This window comes from Pseudomonas sp. KD5, from assembly GCF_012932895.1.
Taxonomy (GTDB): domain Bacteria; phylum Pseudomonadota; class Gammaproteobacteria; order Pseudomonadales; family Pseudomonadaceae; genus Aquipseudomonas.
In genome coordinates this window covers 326,531-340,959 of the sequence record NZ_JDWJ01000006.1, presented here as the reverse complement: position 1 = coordinate 340,959, position 14,429 = coordinate 326,531, and the positions used below count along the sequence as shown (strand labels likewise).

13 protein-coding genes are annotated in these 14,429 nt (G+C 58.3%); 9 read left to right on the top strand and 4 right to left on the bottom strand.

Annotated features, from left to right (window positions below):
- Positions 1-16 precede the first annotated feature (16 nt).
- Positions 17-1,255, bottom strand: coding sequence for a serine hydroxymethyltransferase (gene glyA / locus AF70_RS15915; protein WP_019581595.1), 1,239 nt, complete (start codon positions 1,253-1,255; stop codon positions 17-19).
- Between the two features lie 140 nt (positions 1,256-1,395).
- Positions 1,396-2,601 carry a benzoate/H(+) symporter BenE family transporter gene (locus AF70_RS15910; RefSeq protein ID WP_019581594.1) on the bottom strand — a complete coding sequence of 402 codons (1,206 nt, stop codon included), beginning with the start codon at positions 2,599-2,601 and terminating at the stop codon, positions 1,396-1,398.
- A gap of 349 nt (positions 2,602-2,950) precedes the next feature.
- On the opposite strand from AF70_RS15910, the gene AF70_RS15905 reads away from it, so the two are divergent.
- From AF70_RS15905 to AF70_RS15895, 3 genes are all read left to right on the top strand, one after another.
- Positions 2,951-4,339 carry a PLP-dependent aminotransferase family protein gene (locus AF70_RS15905; RefSeq protein ID WP_028939484.1) on the top strand — a complete coding sequence of 463 codons (1,389 nt, stop codon included), beginning with the start codon at positions 2,951-2,953 and terminating at the stop codon, positions 4,337-4,339.
- A gap of 160 nt (positions 4,340-4,499) precedes the next feature.
- Positions 4,500-4,730: a VF530 family DNA-binding protein gene (locus AF70_RS15900; RefSeq protein ID WP_028939483.1), complete on the top strand. Its 231-nt coding sequence runs from the start codon at positions 4,500-4,502 to the stop codon at positions 4,728-4,730.
- Between the two features lie 2 nt (positions 4,731-4,732).
- A complete protein-coding gene (locus tag AF70_RS15895) occupies positions 4,733-5,377 on the top strand; it encodes a Pr6Pr family membrane protein (protein WP_028939482.1) in 645 nt (214 codons plus the stop codon).
- Between the two features lie 175 nt (positions 5,378-5,552).
- Here the strand turns inward: AF70_RS15895 and AF70_RS15890 are convergent, their stop codons facing one another.
- Both AF70_RS15890 and AF70_RS15885 read right to left on the bottom strand, forming a co-directional pair.
- Positions 5,553-6,344: a siderophore-interacting protein gene (locus tag AF70_RS15890; protein WP_028939481.1), complete on the bottom strand. Its 792-nt coding sequence runs from the start codon at positions 6,342-6,344 to the stop codon at positions 5,553-5,555.
- On the bottom strand, positions 6,341-6,922 hold the full coding sequence (locus AF70_RS15885; protein ID WP_028939480.1) for a PadR family transcriptional regulator: 582 nt from the start codon (positions 6,920-6,922) through the stop codon (positions 6,341-6,343). Before AF70_RS15885 ends, AF70_RS15890 begins: the two co-directional genes overlap by 4 nt.
- A gap of 508 nt (positions 6,923-7,430) precedes the next feature.
- Between AF70_RS15885 and AF70_RS15880 the strand changes: the two genes are divergently transcribed.
- The 6 genes from AF70_RS15880 to AF70_RS15855 all read left to right on the top strand — a co-directional run bounded on the left by AF70_RS15880 (position 7,431) and on the right by AF70_RS15855 (position 14,415).
- A complete protein-coding gene (locus AF70_RS15880) occupies positions 7,431-7,916 on the top strand; it encodes a CS1 type fimbrial major subunit (RefSeq protein ID WP_028939479.1) in 486 nt (161 codons plus the stop codon).
- A gap of 109 nt (positions 7,917-8,025) precedes the next feature.
- Positions 8,026-10,548 (top strand): CS1-pili formation C-terminal domain-containing protein, encoded by a 2,523-nt coding sequence (locus AF70_RS15875; protein ID WP_028939478.1) that lies wholly within the window; start codon positions 8,026-8,028, stop codon positions 10,546-10,548.
- A gap of 34 nt (positions 10,549-10,582) precedes the next feature.
- Positions 10,583-11,848 carry a hypothetical protein gene (locus AF70_RS15870; protein WP_028939477.1) on the top strand — a complete coding sequence of 422 codons (1,266 nt, stop codon included), beginning with the start codon at positions 10,583-10,585 and terminating at the stop codon, positions 11,846-11,848.
- A 43-nt stretch (positions 11,849-11,891) separates the two neighbouring features.
- The gene (locus AF70_RS15865) at positions 11,892-12,632 is read left to right on the top strand and encodes a pilus assembly protein (protein WP_028939476.1); all 741 of its coding nucleotides are present in this window, start codon (positions 11,892-11,894) and stop codon (positions 12,630-12,632) included.
- A 14-nt stretch (positions 12,633-12,646) separates the two neighbouring features.
- Positions 12,647-13,147 (top strand): CS1 type fimbrial major subunit, encoded by a 501-nt coding sequence (locus AF70_RS15860; RefSeq protein WP_028939475.1) that lies wholly within the window; start codon positions 12,647-12,649, stop codon positions 13,145-13,147.
- Between the two features lie 50 nt (positions 13,148-13,197).
- Positions 13,198-14,415, top strand: a complete 1,218-nt coding sequence (locus AF70_RS15855) for a hypothetical protein (protein ID WP_019581585.1) — start codon at positions 13,198-13,200, stop codon at positions 14,413-14,415.
- The last annotated feature ends 14 nt before the right edge of the window (positions 14,416-14,429 follow it).

The window sequence follows — 14,429 nt, the reverse complement described above, 5'->3', positions numbered from 1 at the left end:
CTATGTTTCAGGGCCGTTAATTCAACAGATAGACCGGGAAGCATTCACACAAATGCATCACCCGTCGACGGACATTGTCCAGCAGCGCCGCATTGGTCGGTTGCTCAAGCAGGTCGGCAATCAGGTTGGCCACTTCGGCGCATTCGGCTTCACCGAAGCCCCGCGTGGTCAGGGCGGGTGTGCCAATGCGGATGCCGCTGGTGATTGCAGGTTTTTGCGGATCGTCGGGGATCGCGTTCTTGTTCAAGGTGATGTGGGCGCTCTCGAGCAACGCCTCGGCATCTTTTCCGGTGATGTTCTTGGCGCGCAGATCGAGCAGGAACATGTGGCAGTCGGTGCCCCCTGACACCACCCGCAGGCCGCGTCGAGTAAGGATATCCGCCATGGTCCTGGCGTTGTCGATGACGCGTTGCTGATAGTGCTTGAAGTCATCACCGAGGGCTTCGTTGAACGCTACGGCCTTGGCGGCGATGACGTGCATCAGAGGTCCACCCTGATAGACCGGGAATATCGTCTTGTCGAGCAACGCCGCATGTTCGCGTTTGGCCAGGATCAGACCGCCCCGTGGGCCGCGCAGCGTTTTATGAGTGGTCGAGGTGACGAAGTCGGCAATGCCGACCGGCGAGGGGTACAGGCCGGCTGCGATGAGTCCGGCGTAGTGCGCCATGTCGACCATCAGGTACGCCCCGATTTCATCGCAGATGTTGCGAAAACGCTGGAAGTCGATGGTCCTTGAATACGCCGAGGCACCGGCAATGATCATTTTCGGTCGGTGTTCCCGGGCCAGGGCTTCCATCTCGGCGTAGTCGAGGGTTTCGCTGTGTTTTTCCAGGCCGTAAGAATAGGCGGTGTAGAACTTGCCGGAGAAGTTTACCGAGGCGCCATGGGTCAAGTGGCCGCCATCGGCCAGGGACATTCCCAGAATCGTGTCGCCAGGGTTGAGCACGGCGAGAAACACGGCCTGGTTGGCCTGGGAGCCGGAGTGCGGCTGGACGTTGGCATATTCGCTACCAAACAGTTTGCAGGCACGTTCGATGGCGAGGCTTTCAATCTCGTCGACCACTTTACAGCCACCGTAATAGCGCTTGCCTGGGTAGCCTTCGGCGTACTTGTTGGTCAGCACCGAACCTTGGGCTTCCAGCACTTCTTCGCTGACGTAGTTTTCCGAGGCGATCAACTCCAGGTGGGTTTCCTGGCGATTGCGTTCGCGGCTGATCAGGCGAGCTAGGGTGGGGTCTAGATTCTGCAGGCTCATGGAGGGCATTCCTTTAAATAAGTGCTTCAGCCAAGGGGGCTGGCGCGTGATACGGCAGCACCCGTGACTGGCATTTGCTGGTGTCGGAAAGAAAAATGGACGTGTCTTTCAGACCCTGCCCGTGAAGTCGTAACGAACGGTCATGGTCGGCTGCCCTCGGCGACGGTGCCGGCTTTGCTTTCCCGGGTGTAGGTCAGTACGAAATGTGCCACGAGCCCGAAGATCAGCCCCCAGAATGCCGCGGCCAGCCCCAGGAAACTCATGCCCGAGGCGGTGACCAGGAAGGTGATCAGCGCCGCTTCACGTTGTTTCTCGTCAGCCATGGCGCCGGTCAGCCCGGCGCTGATCGCCCCGAACAGGGCCAGGCCGGCGAGGGAGGCGATCAGCTCTTTGGGCAAGGCAGAAAATACCGAAGCGAGGGTCGCGCCAAAGATGCCCATCAGAATGTAGAACACCCCGCAGGCGATCCCGGCGATGTAGCGCTTGTCGCGATCCTCATGGGCTTCGCGGCCGGTGCAGATAGCGGCGGTGATGGCCGCCAGGTTTAAGCCATGGGAGCCGAATGGCGCCATCAAAATCGAACCGATGGCCGTGACCGAAATGATCGAGCGCGCAGGCGTGTTGTAGCCCGAGGTGCGCAACACCGCCATGCCCGGCACGTACTGCCCGGTCAGGGTGACGAGGGCCAGCGGCAGGCCGATATTGATGATCGCGTGCCAGCTCCACTGCGGGGCGATGAAGATCGGATGAGCGAGATCGATGGTGATCGAACCGGTGTTGAGTGCACCGAACGAGGCGGCCACGGCGCAGCCGACAATCAATACCGACAGGATGGCGTAGCGCGGTGAAAAGCGCTTAAACAGCAGGTACGCCGCGATCATTGACAGCACCAGGCTCGGCTGCAGCTTGATCGAGGTGAACAGTTCGGCGCCGAAACGAAACAGGATGCCGGCGAGCATGGCGGCGGCGATGGCTTTTGGCAGGCGACTCATCAGTTTGTCGAACGCGCCGGACAAGCCGACCACCGCGATAATCACCGAAGCCACCACATAGGCGCCGATGGCCTCGGGCAGGGAGACCGTGGGCAGCATCGACACCAGCAACGCCGCACCCGGTGTCGACCATGCCGTAATCACCGGAATCCTCAAACGCCAGCTCAATAACAGACCGGTAATGCCGCTGCCGATGGATATGGCCCAGATCCAGGACGACACTTGATCGTTGGGCAGGTGCGCTTCCCGGGCCGCCTGAAACACGATGATCAGCGGGCCGGCATAGGAAATGATCACGGCGATGAAGCCTGCAATGACCGCTGACAGGGATAGATCCTTTCTGAGAGTGTCCATGATGTCTCGACTTGGCGTGGCGGGCACGCGGTGATTCAGAATTGAGATTGAGTCGATTGCTTCGATTCGAGATGAGTGTATTTGAATGAATTGAGTTGATTCAATAGATGAGTAGGTTGTTGCGAGATGCTTTTTTGTTATCAAGGTGTATTTGGTCGGATTTAATTTTAATAACTAATTGATTTATAAATATATTTTGTTGTTTTAAAATATTTTTCGTGAAAGATGCTTTTCGATTCATTCGCCGAGTCAATCGACTCAATTTATTGATTGAGTCGATTTATTAGTTGCCTGACCACCCTGTGATATGCTCGGATATTCATCATTTCTACGATGGTAGCGGTCATTCATGTGGGTTCCTCAGCTAAGCGAGTTCAACCAGCCGATGTATTTGTCGATTGCCGACGCGTTGGCGCGCGATATCAGCAACGGCGTGTTGAACGAAGGTGATCGTCTGCCGACCCTGCGGGAGCTGGCCACCACGCTGAATGTCACGCCCGGTACCATCAGCCGTGCCTACAGCGAAGCCCATCGGCGGCGTCTGGTGCAGGGGGAAGTAGGGCGCGGCACTTATGTGCTCAACCAGAAACAGTTGGAACTGCCGGCCAGCAACAGTGCCGTCTCGCTGAATCTTGGGCAGTCTGAGTTACTGGACCTTTCGATCATCAAGCCTTACAGCGAAACCCTGGAATACTGGTTGCGCGGAGCCTTGGTGGGCATGGCCAAAAGCACGGATTTTGCCGATGCCCTCGATTACGCCCCCGATGGCGGACATCCGGCTCATCGCGAGGCGGGCGCGCAATGGCTGCGCCATTCGTTGCCCGATGCGCAATGGCAGCAAGTGGTGATCACCGCCGGCGCACAGCATGGTTTGATGGTCGCAATGAGTGCGCTGACCAACGCCGGTGATCTGGTGCTCTGCGAGGAGCTCTGCTACCCCGGCATCATTTCCCTGGCCCACGGCCTGGAACGACGCCTGCGTGGCGTGCCAATGGACGATGAAGGGATCATTCCCGAAGCGCTGCGCGAACTGTGCCAGCGTGAGAAACCGGCGATGCTTGTCTGTGTGGCGACCTGTCAGAACCCGACGGCCGCGATCATGTCGCAAAAACGTCGGGCACAAATCGCGGCATTGGCCGAGGAGTTCGACTTCATCATCCTGGACGATGACATCTACGGTTTTCTGGCCACCGACCCGTCGATCAAGCCGCTGTCGGCGTTTGCCCCGGATCGTTCGGTGTACCTGACCAGTCTGTCGAAGTCGGTCATGCCGGCCTTGCGGATTGGCTATCTCTACAGCCCGCCGAAACTGCTGTCGCGCCTGACCTCCATGGTGCGCAGCAGCGTCTGGATGCCGTCGCCATTGACCGCTCAGTTGGCCAGCAATGTGATCACCGAGGGGCTGGATAAAAAGCTGATCCGTATTCAGCGCAACGAAGCCGCCGGGCGGCAGGCGATCGCTCAGGAAATCTTCGCCAATTTCGAGCTCAAGACTCAGCCGTATGCCTACCACGTCTGGTTGACATTGCCCGAACCCTGGACCAGCGACGAATTCACCATGCTGGCCCGTGCCAACGGTGTGCTGGTCCTCAGCGGTACCCAGTTCCAGGCCGAGCGTAGCGGCATTACGCGCTGCGTGCGACTGGTGTTGATGTCGCCCACCAGCCAGGACGAATTGCGGTTTGCCCTGACCAAGCTGGCCAGCCTGATCGATTCGGATCCGCGTCGTTATTACTGAGCCGGGCGCTATCTCCTGACGTTTGTCCCTCGGATGATGGCCAACTCGCCTACAGTTAATTCAGCCTCTGACGAATGCCTCTGTCCGGAGCCCTTCCACCGGACGAAAGCCTCCGTTAAGGTGCGCGGCTTCCCATCCTTTCATCGTTCGAAGGCCCGGCATGACCGAACACAACCCTGATCCCCTGCACGGCGTGACGCTGGAGCAAATCCTCAACGCCCTGGTTGAACACTACGAATGGTCGGGGCTGGCCGAGCGTATCGATATCCGTTGCTTCAAGAGCGACCCAAGCATCAAGTCGAGCCTGACCTTTTTGCGCAAAACTCCGTGGGCGCGGGAGAAGGTCGAGCGTCTGTACGTGAAACTGATGCGCACCAAGCGCCCGGTCTGAGCATGGTCAAATCCTCGACCGCGAGGCGTCGTTGTGTGGCCGTGGCGGCGATTCTGGGCTGGGCTGGCTTGAGCATTCAGATGTACCTGATTCTCTATGCCCGCTGGAGTATCGCGGCCAGTCTGCTGGGTGGGCTGGTGAGTTTTTTCAGCTTTTTCACCGTGCTGACCAACACGCTGGTGGCGGTGGTGCTGACCTGCGAACTGACGTCCCGCGAGTCAGCGGCGCGACGCTGGTTTTTGCAGCCGTGGGTGAGCAGTGCCATTGCGGTGAGTATCGCGGTGGTCGGTGTGGCGTACAGCCTGTTGTTGCGCCATTTATGGCATCCCGAAGGCTGGCAATGGCTGGCCGATGAGTTGATGCATGACGTCATGCCGCTGCTGTTCCTGGTTTATTGGTGGTTCTGTGTACCCAAGGGGACGTTGCGGCTGCGGCACATTGCGTTGTGGGTGATTTATCCGCTGGTGTACTTCGGCTATGTGCTTTGGCGTGGGCATCTGCTGGCGACTTATCCCTATCCGTTCATTGATGTCGACAAACTGGGTTATCCACAGGTGTTCGTGAACGCCGGGGGATTGCTGGCGGGGTTTGTGCTGATTTCACTGCTGGTGATCGGGTTGGATCGGTGGCGCACGGATCGCAAGTGAACACTGACTGTGGCGAGGGAGCTTTTGTGGCGAGGGGGCTTGCCCCCGTTCGGCTGCGAAGCAGTCGCAAAATCAGCAAATACGCTGTGCCGGTTAAAACTCCGTTGCAGGTTTTAGCGCCGCTGCGCGACGCAACGGGGGCAAGCCCCCTCGCCACAGAAAGCATGCACAGCGTTTATTCCTCGTCGCTGTCCTCCAGCCGCCAGTAGCCGACAGCCTTCACAAACTGCTCGTCTAGCCCGTGCTCATCGAGCAATACCCGGCGGATCTGCCGCGACACTTTGGTTTCGGTCGCCACCCATGCATACAGATTGCCAGCGGGCACTTTGATCTGTTGCACGGTGGTCAGCAGGTTGTTTTTGCCGCCTTCACGCAGGACCCAGATCACATCGACTTGCGCGGCGCTTTCCAGGCGTTGTTGTTCGGCGCCGTTTTCCACTTCCACGATCACCAGTGCGCGCCGATTGGCGGCCAGGCCTTCGAGGCGGCGGGCGATGGCGGGCAGGGCGGTTTCGTCACCGATCAGCAGGTAGCTGTCGAAGATGTCCGGCACGATCATCGAGCCACGCGGCCCGCCGATGTGCAGGAACTGGCCGGGTTTGGCCTGCTCGGCCCAGGTTGAGGCAGGGCCGTCGCCGTGCAGCACGAAGTCGATGTCCAGTTCCAGCGTCTCCAGGTCGTAACGACGTGGCGTGTAGTCGCGCATTGCGGGCATCGGCCCGTTGTCCTTGCCGGCGCCGAGTACCAGGGTTTCCAGCGCTGCCTGTTCCGCTGCGTTTTGCGGGAACAGCAGTTTGACGTGGTCATCCGTGCCGAGGCTGACGAAGCCTGCGAGTTCCGGGCCGCCCAGGGTGATGCGGCGCATGCGCGGCGTCAGGTCGACCACCCGCAGCACTTGTAGACGACGGCGTTTGATCTCGTGGCTGACACGGTGAATGGTTTGGGATGGCACGATAACGTCGGTCATTCGACTTTCTCCGAAACGGGTTGAACGGCGGGGCCGTCGACGATGGCTTTGGCCGTGTTGTTGAGCAGGTCGCGCACCCGCAGGATTTCTTCCGGGCTCCAGCGACCATGGTGCATTTGCAAGGCATGGCGCAGGTTGTGCACCGCTTCATGGATCTCGGCCGGGCGGTCCTGGCCGCGCAATGAGCGCTTGCTGACTTCGATGCGCATGCGCACACCGTCCAGGGCAACCGCCTGCTCGCTTAATGACAGACGTCCGGCGTCGGTGATGCTGTAGCGTTTTTTGCCACCCTCGGCGTCGCCCAGGATCAATTCGCTTTCTTCAAGGAAGGTCAGGGTCGGGTAGATCACGCCAGGGCTGGGGCTGTAGGCGCCGTCGAACATGCTTTCGATCTGGCGGATCAGGTCATAGCCGTGGCAGGGCTGCTCGGCGATCAGCGCCAGTAGAAGCAATTTCAGGTCGCCAGGGGCGAATACGCGCGGTCCTCGTCCACCGCGTTCGCGGCCTGGGCCTGGGCGTTTTTCGAAGCCGTCGCGGCCGTCGCCGTGTTCGCGGTGGGGGGAATGATGGTCTCTCATTTTTGCTTTCTCTCGTCGTGTTTAGATACAACTTAAGATATATCTTATTGAGAGGGCAAGCCAACAGGACCAACGGTCGTTGCCCGAGGGGGCATCGCGGCGGGCTTCAGTGCGGCATGGGACATGTCGTTTTGTCGCTTGCTGTTTTAGAGTGTTTGATCTAAATGTGCGTAACTAACAGCGAATGATTTTTAATAGTTGCGCCTAAGTAGTCCTTCTCTTACAGGAAATGTATTTAACTAATCTGTGTGCTTTTTCTAATAAAACTGTTTGTAGTATGTTTCTGTCGGTTGGACGTTTTAAATATTGATTTTACGGGTTTTTTCTACCGGGTTGTGGGTAGTTGTTACTACATGCTCTTCGGAAGTTACGTACTTACTTTCTCAGCGGATTGGTTGATCATTCTCTTCGTCGAAAGTTGAGCCAGATTGCCTCTATATCAAGACGGTAATACGGGCGACTCATGCTTTCCACGGACCAATCCTTTGAAATTAACAGGTACTTAATAATGTTCAAGAAGTTTGCAGTCGCCGTTCCGATGACCCTCCTGGCCCTGAGCTCTTCAATGGCGTTCGCTGCGGAAGAAATACGCTCGTCCATCAACATCAGCGCGAATATCCCCACCTATGATTTCTACGCTCAACCGGTGAATCCTGACTTCGGTAAAGATGAAAAAATGGCCTGGAACGTGCTAACCGAGAGCTTGGCCCCGCTGCGTGCGGCTTACGATATCCGCAACACCCTCGGTTCGGTCCATGCTTATGTGGAAGGTGGTCCGCAACACCTGAACAACGGCCACACCGCCATCCAGCTGACCTACGCCTTCAACGGCGTAACCTTGACCGGTATGCCTAAAGAAGTGGTCAGCGATGCTGCATCCAACGGGGGTATGCGGGCTGATCTGGTGATTACCGCCGCCCTGCCGGGGAACAATCAGGTAGGTTTTTACACGGCCAATCCAGTCGTGATCTTCGATGCCGTACCGCGCATCTAAGTCAGCCATGACTTAAGGCTCAGCCTTATTCGTTAGCACTTACCGGTCGATGGGTAGCCACTGCCTGTCGATCGGGTTTCAACGCACTTATCTTCAGAGTATTTCGTTCATGTTCCCGATGACTCCCATCGCGACGGCGCTTGCCCTATGTTTTTGTGCAACCGCCCTGGCCGCGCCAGCGGACAACGGCCACACACCTCGAAGTTTGCTTACGCAAGCCAAGGGTTTACCTAGCGACTTCGAAGAACACTTCTTTGATGTACCGCTGGCGGTGCGCGTGGAACTTGATCAACAGTTTCTCGGTGAGGCGATGGTCGTGTTGACCCGCGATGATCGAATCACCCTGGTTGACTTCAATGATGTCAGCGACAGCACTATCAAACCCAGCGAACGCGACATCTGGGCCAACCATCTGAAACAAGGCGTGGCGCTGGGCGCCTGCCAGGCCAACTGCCCCGAACAACTGTTGGCCGTGCACTACAGCCTCGAAAACTCGCTGGTGTCGATCCTCACGGAAAACGCCGAACGGGATGATCAGGTGCAGCAGTATTACAACCTGCCCGAAGGCGGCAGCACTGGCTTGATCGTGCGCAACCAATTGAACCTCAATGGCGGCCAGAACCAGGACCTCGGTGGTCGTTACGGTCTGGAAGCCAGCAGCAGCCTGGGCAACTGGACCCAAGCGGTCAATATGCAGTTGTCGCGCCTGGGCGGTGTCGACAGCCAGACTTATCACGCCGTGCATGAGCTTTTCACCCAGCGTGAATTGCAGGGCAACTTTGTGCGCCTGGGCTATTTCACGCCCAACTCCGAAGGCCTGACCCGTCAGCCGCGTACGTTTGGGGCGAGCCCCGATACCGCGTTGGGTGTCATGTATGGCAGCTCCGACAGCCTGGCCATCAACAATCCGAAACCGGCGGTTTATCCGATCTATGTCACGGCCAATCGACAGGGTTCTGTGGAGATATATCGCGACGGTTTGCTGATCAACACTCAGGCCGTCCCGGCAGGGTTGCAGACCCTCGATACGCGTCCGCTGCCCGGCGGTATTTATGAAGTGGAAGTGCGCCTGATCGAAGACGGCCAGATCACCTCCAGCAGCCTGGAGCTGGTCTACAAACCGAACAATTGGCGCAATCATGACGAGCGCTGGCGCTACAACCTGTTCGCCGGTCGCGAATCCAAATTGCTCAGCAACTGGGAAGAGCAGGCCGACGGCGACATAACCGCCGGTGCCGCCTTCAACTTCCTGTGGCACCCGCGTGTGATCCTCGGCCTGACAGGGCGGCAGGTGCGCGACTCGCTGCAATACGGCACGTCGGTTGACTGGGCAATCGTCAACAACGCCAGCCTTTTCGCCAACGTCTACAAGACCGAAGACTACGGCACCGGCCTCGACGTGCAGGGACTGTATTCCTATGGCAGCGGCAGCCTCGTCGCCAGCCATAACCGCAGCTGGCTCGACACCACTCGGCTGTATGACACCCTGCCGGACGGCACGCGGGTGCGGCAGCGCAACGTCTTTATCGGTCAGACCAGCAACTCTTCCTTATCGTTGAATCATCGACTCAGCCGTAAAAGTTCGGTCAATGCCCGGGTGTCCCACAGCGAGGGCAACACCAAAGGCGTCGGCCTGGATCTGGGATGGACCCAACGCACTCAACTGTTCGGCAGCGATGCCAACTGGCGCCTGTCGTTGTTCGACCGTCCGGGCAGTTTCAGCTCGGGCAATGACCGCAATCGCGGCCTCGACCTGAGTGTGAACATCGCGCTGGGCGGCCCGGGAGAGCAGTGGTCCGGCAGCATCGGCACCCGCACCGATCGTGATGGCGGGCGCGATAACAATGCCTCGCTCACCTACCGCAAAGACCTGCAGGATCACCTGCTGCAGAGCGTCTCGGCCACGGCAATCACCGACACCTACGGCATCGGTTTGAACGCGATGGCGTCGATGCAATCGGACCTGGCCAGCGGTGACGGGTTTATCCAGCGCTCGTCGTTCAACAACGACCTCACCGGCGGTTTGAACCTGGACAGCACCGTAGCCGTCGGCGGACAAAAAATGGTCATGACCAGCCAATACCACCGCGATGGTGCCGGCATGATCATCGATGTCGAATCGGACATCGACGGCATTATCCTGCGCGCCGACGATTTGAGTGGTGGCAGTGCGGTGCTCAAACCCGGGCGCAATTTTGTGCCGATCACGGCTTACAAAAGCAGTTCGGTCAGTTTCGATTTCGAGGGCACTGACGTCCCCGCCGCGACCATTCAACCGGCCCGTTCCAGCTATCACCTGAACAAGGGCGGCGTGGGCTATCGGCAGATTCGCGTGATGCAAACCCTCACCGTGCTCGGTCGCCTGATCGACCCTCAAGGCAATCCACTCAAGGGCCGCCACATCATCAACCACGCCAGCCGTGGGGTCAGCGAGGTGGACGGTTTCTTCTCGATGGAAATGAACGCCGGTTCACCGACCCTGGAAGTGCGCCACGGCAATCAGTTGCTGTGTCAGTTCCGGCTGGACCCGAGCCAGGGGCGAACGGAAAACAATGTGTTGATGATCGGGGATTTGCGCTGCACGCCAGACACATTGGCGGATGTAGGTGATGCCGCGCAGAGCGCCGGTTGATGTGTGTTGTGCAATCTCTGGAGTCCCTAACTCGATGAATGTTTCGACTGCTTTCCCATGGCGCACGGTAGTGGCTCTTTTCATAGGGGCCTGTCTGGTTGCGGCAAGCTTCCAGGCCGTCGCCGTCGTGCTTCCGATTACGGCCACTTTCAACCCTGACCCAAGCAACCCGCAGAAAAACGAGTTCAAGAACACCACGCGCGATGTCGGGTTTTGCTGGGATTACCCCGCCATCTGCAAAAGTTACGGCATATTCAGTTTGCGTTCTCACGCGAATGTTGGAGTCCAAGGCGCGATCCAACCCAACCAAGAGGACGTGCGTAAAGGCGCGATGATCAAGACGCCCGCCGCCTGGCGAACGTTGACGGTGTTGAACCGCGAGACCGGTGAACCCGCCACGGTCGAGGTGCGCATCGCCGGGATGGGCGGCGTTTACAGGCTCAGCGATGCCGCGACGGAGCTGACAGGGGAGCCGGGGTATGTCGGGGCGCATACGGCATTGTGGGGAAGCGACTGGCGAACAGCGCCGGGGCCATGCGTGGCCATAGGCACCACAACCTATTACGGTCCCACCGGTTTCCAATTCTTCTGGCTGACGCCTGAAGAAACGGTGTGTGGCAAGCAGGCTAAATTCCTCATTCCCGGGTTTGGTTACGAGTCTCTGGACTTTACTTACGAACTGCGCACGCCGGATCCGCTGAAGATGTCCTCGGGCATTTACCACGGCACGCAGGTTTATTCGATCGGCCCGGGCGGCGACTTCGATCTGGGCGATGTCGTCGCGCCCTCGGACAACATCATTCAGCTCGACTTCACCCTGACCGTCGAACACACCCTCAAAGTCGAGATACCCCCCGGCGGAAATCGGGTCGAGCTGTTACCGCAAGGCGGCTGGCAAGCCTGGTTGCAGCACGGGCGCAAACCCACGCGCCTGTTCCGCGACCAGACCTTCAACATCTCGGCCAGTTCGCGCTTCAAGATGAATCTGGAGTGTGAGTACACCCAGGACGGCAAGACCTGCTCGTTACGCGAGCCGGTGTCCGGTCACATCGTGCCCCTGAACGTCAGCGTCAGTCTGCCTCGCGGTTTGAGCGACGCCAATGGCCTCGCTGTCGAACGGCGCCCCCTGCTGCGTGACGGCAGCGGTACCGGATTATTTCAACCGGTTTTCTATGTGGAGCGAAGACCGGGGACGCTGCACTTCGAGATTCCTCCCGACGCAGTAGCGCAAATGATAAGGCCCGAGCGACAACTCCAGTACTCCGGGAATGTGACGGTGATCTGGGATTCAGACATTTAGCGGGCCGCCCTTTGCAGCATTCAATTCAACGAGGTTCAGTACGATGAAACACCTGTTGGCACTGTTTGGTTTTTATCTTTTCGCGCAACTGGCGCACGGGGCACCGAGTATCAATATCGGGACCGTTTACGACTATCTGGATGGCGACAAAAGTACCTACTTGAAGCGCGTATTCAATGGCGGCGACAGCACGGCCTTCGTCAAGGTCAACATCCTTGAAATCCTCTATGAAGCCGATGGCACCTCGCGCGAAGTGCCGCTCAAGACCCAGGCCGACGGCAATGCCCGGGATGGCTTGATGGCCAGTCCCGCACGGCTGATCGTGCCGGCCAACGGCATGCAGGGCACACGGTTGCTGTACATGGGTGAGCGCGACCGAGAGCGCTACTTCCGTGTGCGTTTCGTGCCGGTCGTACCGGAGAAGGAAGACGAATTCGCCGTCTCCAGCGAAGAGCGCGAAGACTACAAAAAGTCCCTGTCCGCCGGGGTCACCGTGCTGGCAGGTTACGGCGCGGTGTTTTTCGTGCGGCCCAAGGAAACGCGCTTCGACAGCGCAATCGAGAACGAGTCGGGCAACTACCGGATCCGCAACGACGGCAACACGGTGGTGGTGATCGACGAGTTCAAGGATTGCTCGATCAAGAACGAGCAGGACTGCCAGCCAACGACCAAGCATCACATTCTGGCCGGTCGCACGTTTCAGTTCGAAAAGCAGGCCGGTCGCGAGTACCACTTCACCTTGGTCGAAGGTGAGAGCAGCAAAAAAATCGACGTGAAGGGCTGACCCGGATGGTGACCATGTTCAAGAAACTGACTGTCATGCCCGTGTTGGCTGCCGCCCTGTTGGCAAGCTCGTGGGCCTATGCGGCCAGAGAAGTGCACACGTTCGACGTGTTCGTGACGATTCCAACCCTGGCGTTCTACGTGATCCCCTCCGACCCTGGGTGGGTTCATCTTGAACAACGCCTGCCGTGGAATCTCACGACGTCGACGCTGGGCAGTCTGCGCAAGTACTTCGATGTGAAAAATGAGGCCGGCTCGATTGAAGCAAGGCTTGAGGGCCGGCCTTATCTGTCGAACGGCACCGATGCCCATGACATTGGCTTGCGGGTGCTGTTCAACGGCAAGGTATTGAGCGAGCTGGAAAGCAGCGAAGTGGTATCGATGAGCGATGCGGCGCCGGGTAAACGGGTGCTGCTGGAAATCGTGCCTGTACCGCCGGCCGATGGTGTCTACAAACCCGGTAATTACTTCGGCAGTGTGAATATGATTTTCAATGCGGTGTTGCCGGGGGCGTGATGCGCACTCACCGGCTTTGCATGGAAACACCCAAAAGGACTGTATGAATCATGGACAAAATCAGAATAACGAGCCAGTTGAGTGCGCTGTTATTGACCGGGGGATTTACTGTGTCGGCGGGCGCGGTATCTGTGGATTTGACGGCAGTGTTTCGGCCAGACCCGGCAAAGCCCATGCACAACGAATTCAAGAACACGACCCCGCAAGGGGGGTATTGCAAGGATCATCCGGCTTATTGCGCCGATGGCATCTTCAGCATCGCGCTACCGATTCGATTCAGATCCATCGCGCCTATCCTGCCTGAGCATGCCGAACGTCAAGGCGCGATGTTCCGGACACCGTCGTACTGGAAGGAAGTCACGGTCATCCATGACGGCACCGGCAAAGCCGAGACGGTAAAAATGCGCGTCAACGGCATAGGGGCGGCGTACACGATCAAGGAGCCTCTTCCTGGAGGCGTTTGGGACGCCTCCTGGGTCAATGCGCCTGCACCGTGCAATTATGGCGGCGTGGGTTATGGGAGCGCGTATTACTACGCGTTTTTCTGGCGAGTGCCGGCCAATGCGGGGAGCTGTGCGAAACGGGCCTACCAACCGATTCCCGAGACGCTGGGATTTGCCTATCAGGATGTCGGTTTTTCATATGAGCTGGTCACACCCGATCCGCTGAAAATGTCGACAGGCACTTACCGGGGCGTCATGAACTACACCGTAGGGCCGCAGCAGGATTTTGATATGGGTGATGTCATGTTGCCCGACGACGATTTGATCAACCTCAACTTCACCCTGACGGTTGAACACACCTTGAAAGTGGATATACCTCCTGGCGGTGATCGTGTGGAGCTAGTCCCGGAAGGTGGCTGGCAGTCCTGGCTGGCTCAGGGGCGTAAACCGACCCGGTTGTTTCGTGATCAGACGTTCAACATCTCTTCATCGACCCGCTTCAAGATGCATCTGGAGTGCAACATTCCGGGATTGTTCGATTGCATGATTCGCGACCCCGTTTCGCAACGCGCGGCGGTGGTGCAACTCAGCATCAGCTTGCCGAACGGCTTGACGGATACCAACGGGCAACCGGTCAAGCGTCGTCCGTTGCATGTCGGGCACGTGAACGCGCAAACATTCAACCCGGCGTTTTACGTGGAGCGTGCGCCGGGCATCCTGCATTTCGAGATTGCACCCTATTACGTGAACTACATGTTGAAGCCGGGCGAAGCGTCCAAATATTCCGGAAGCTTCACCGTGGTTTGGGATTCGGATATCGGATAAGCGCAGCACGCCCT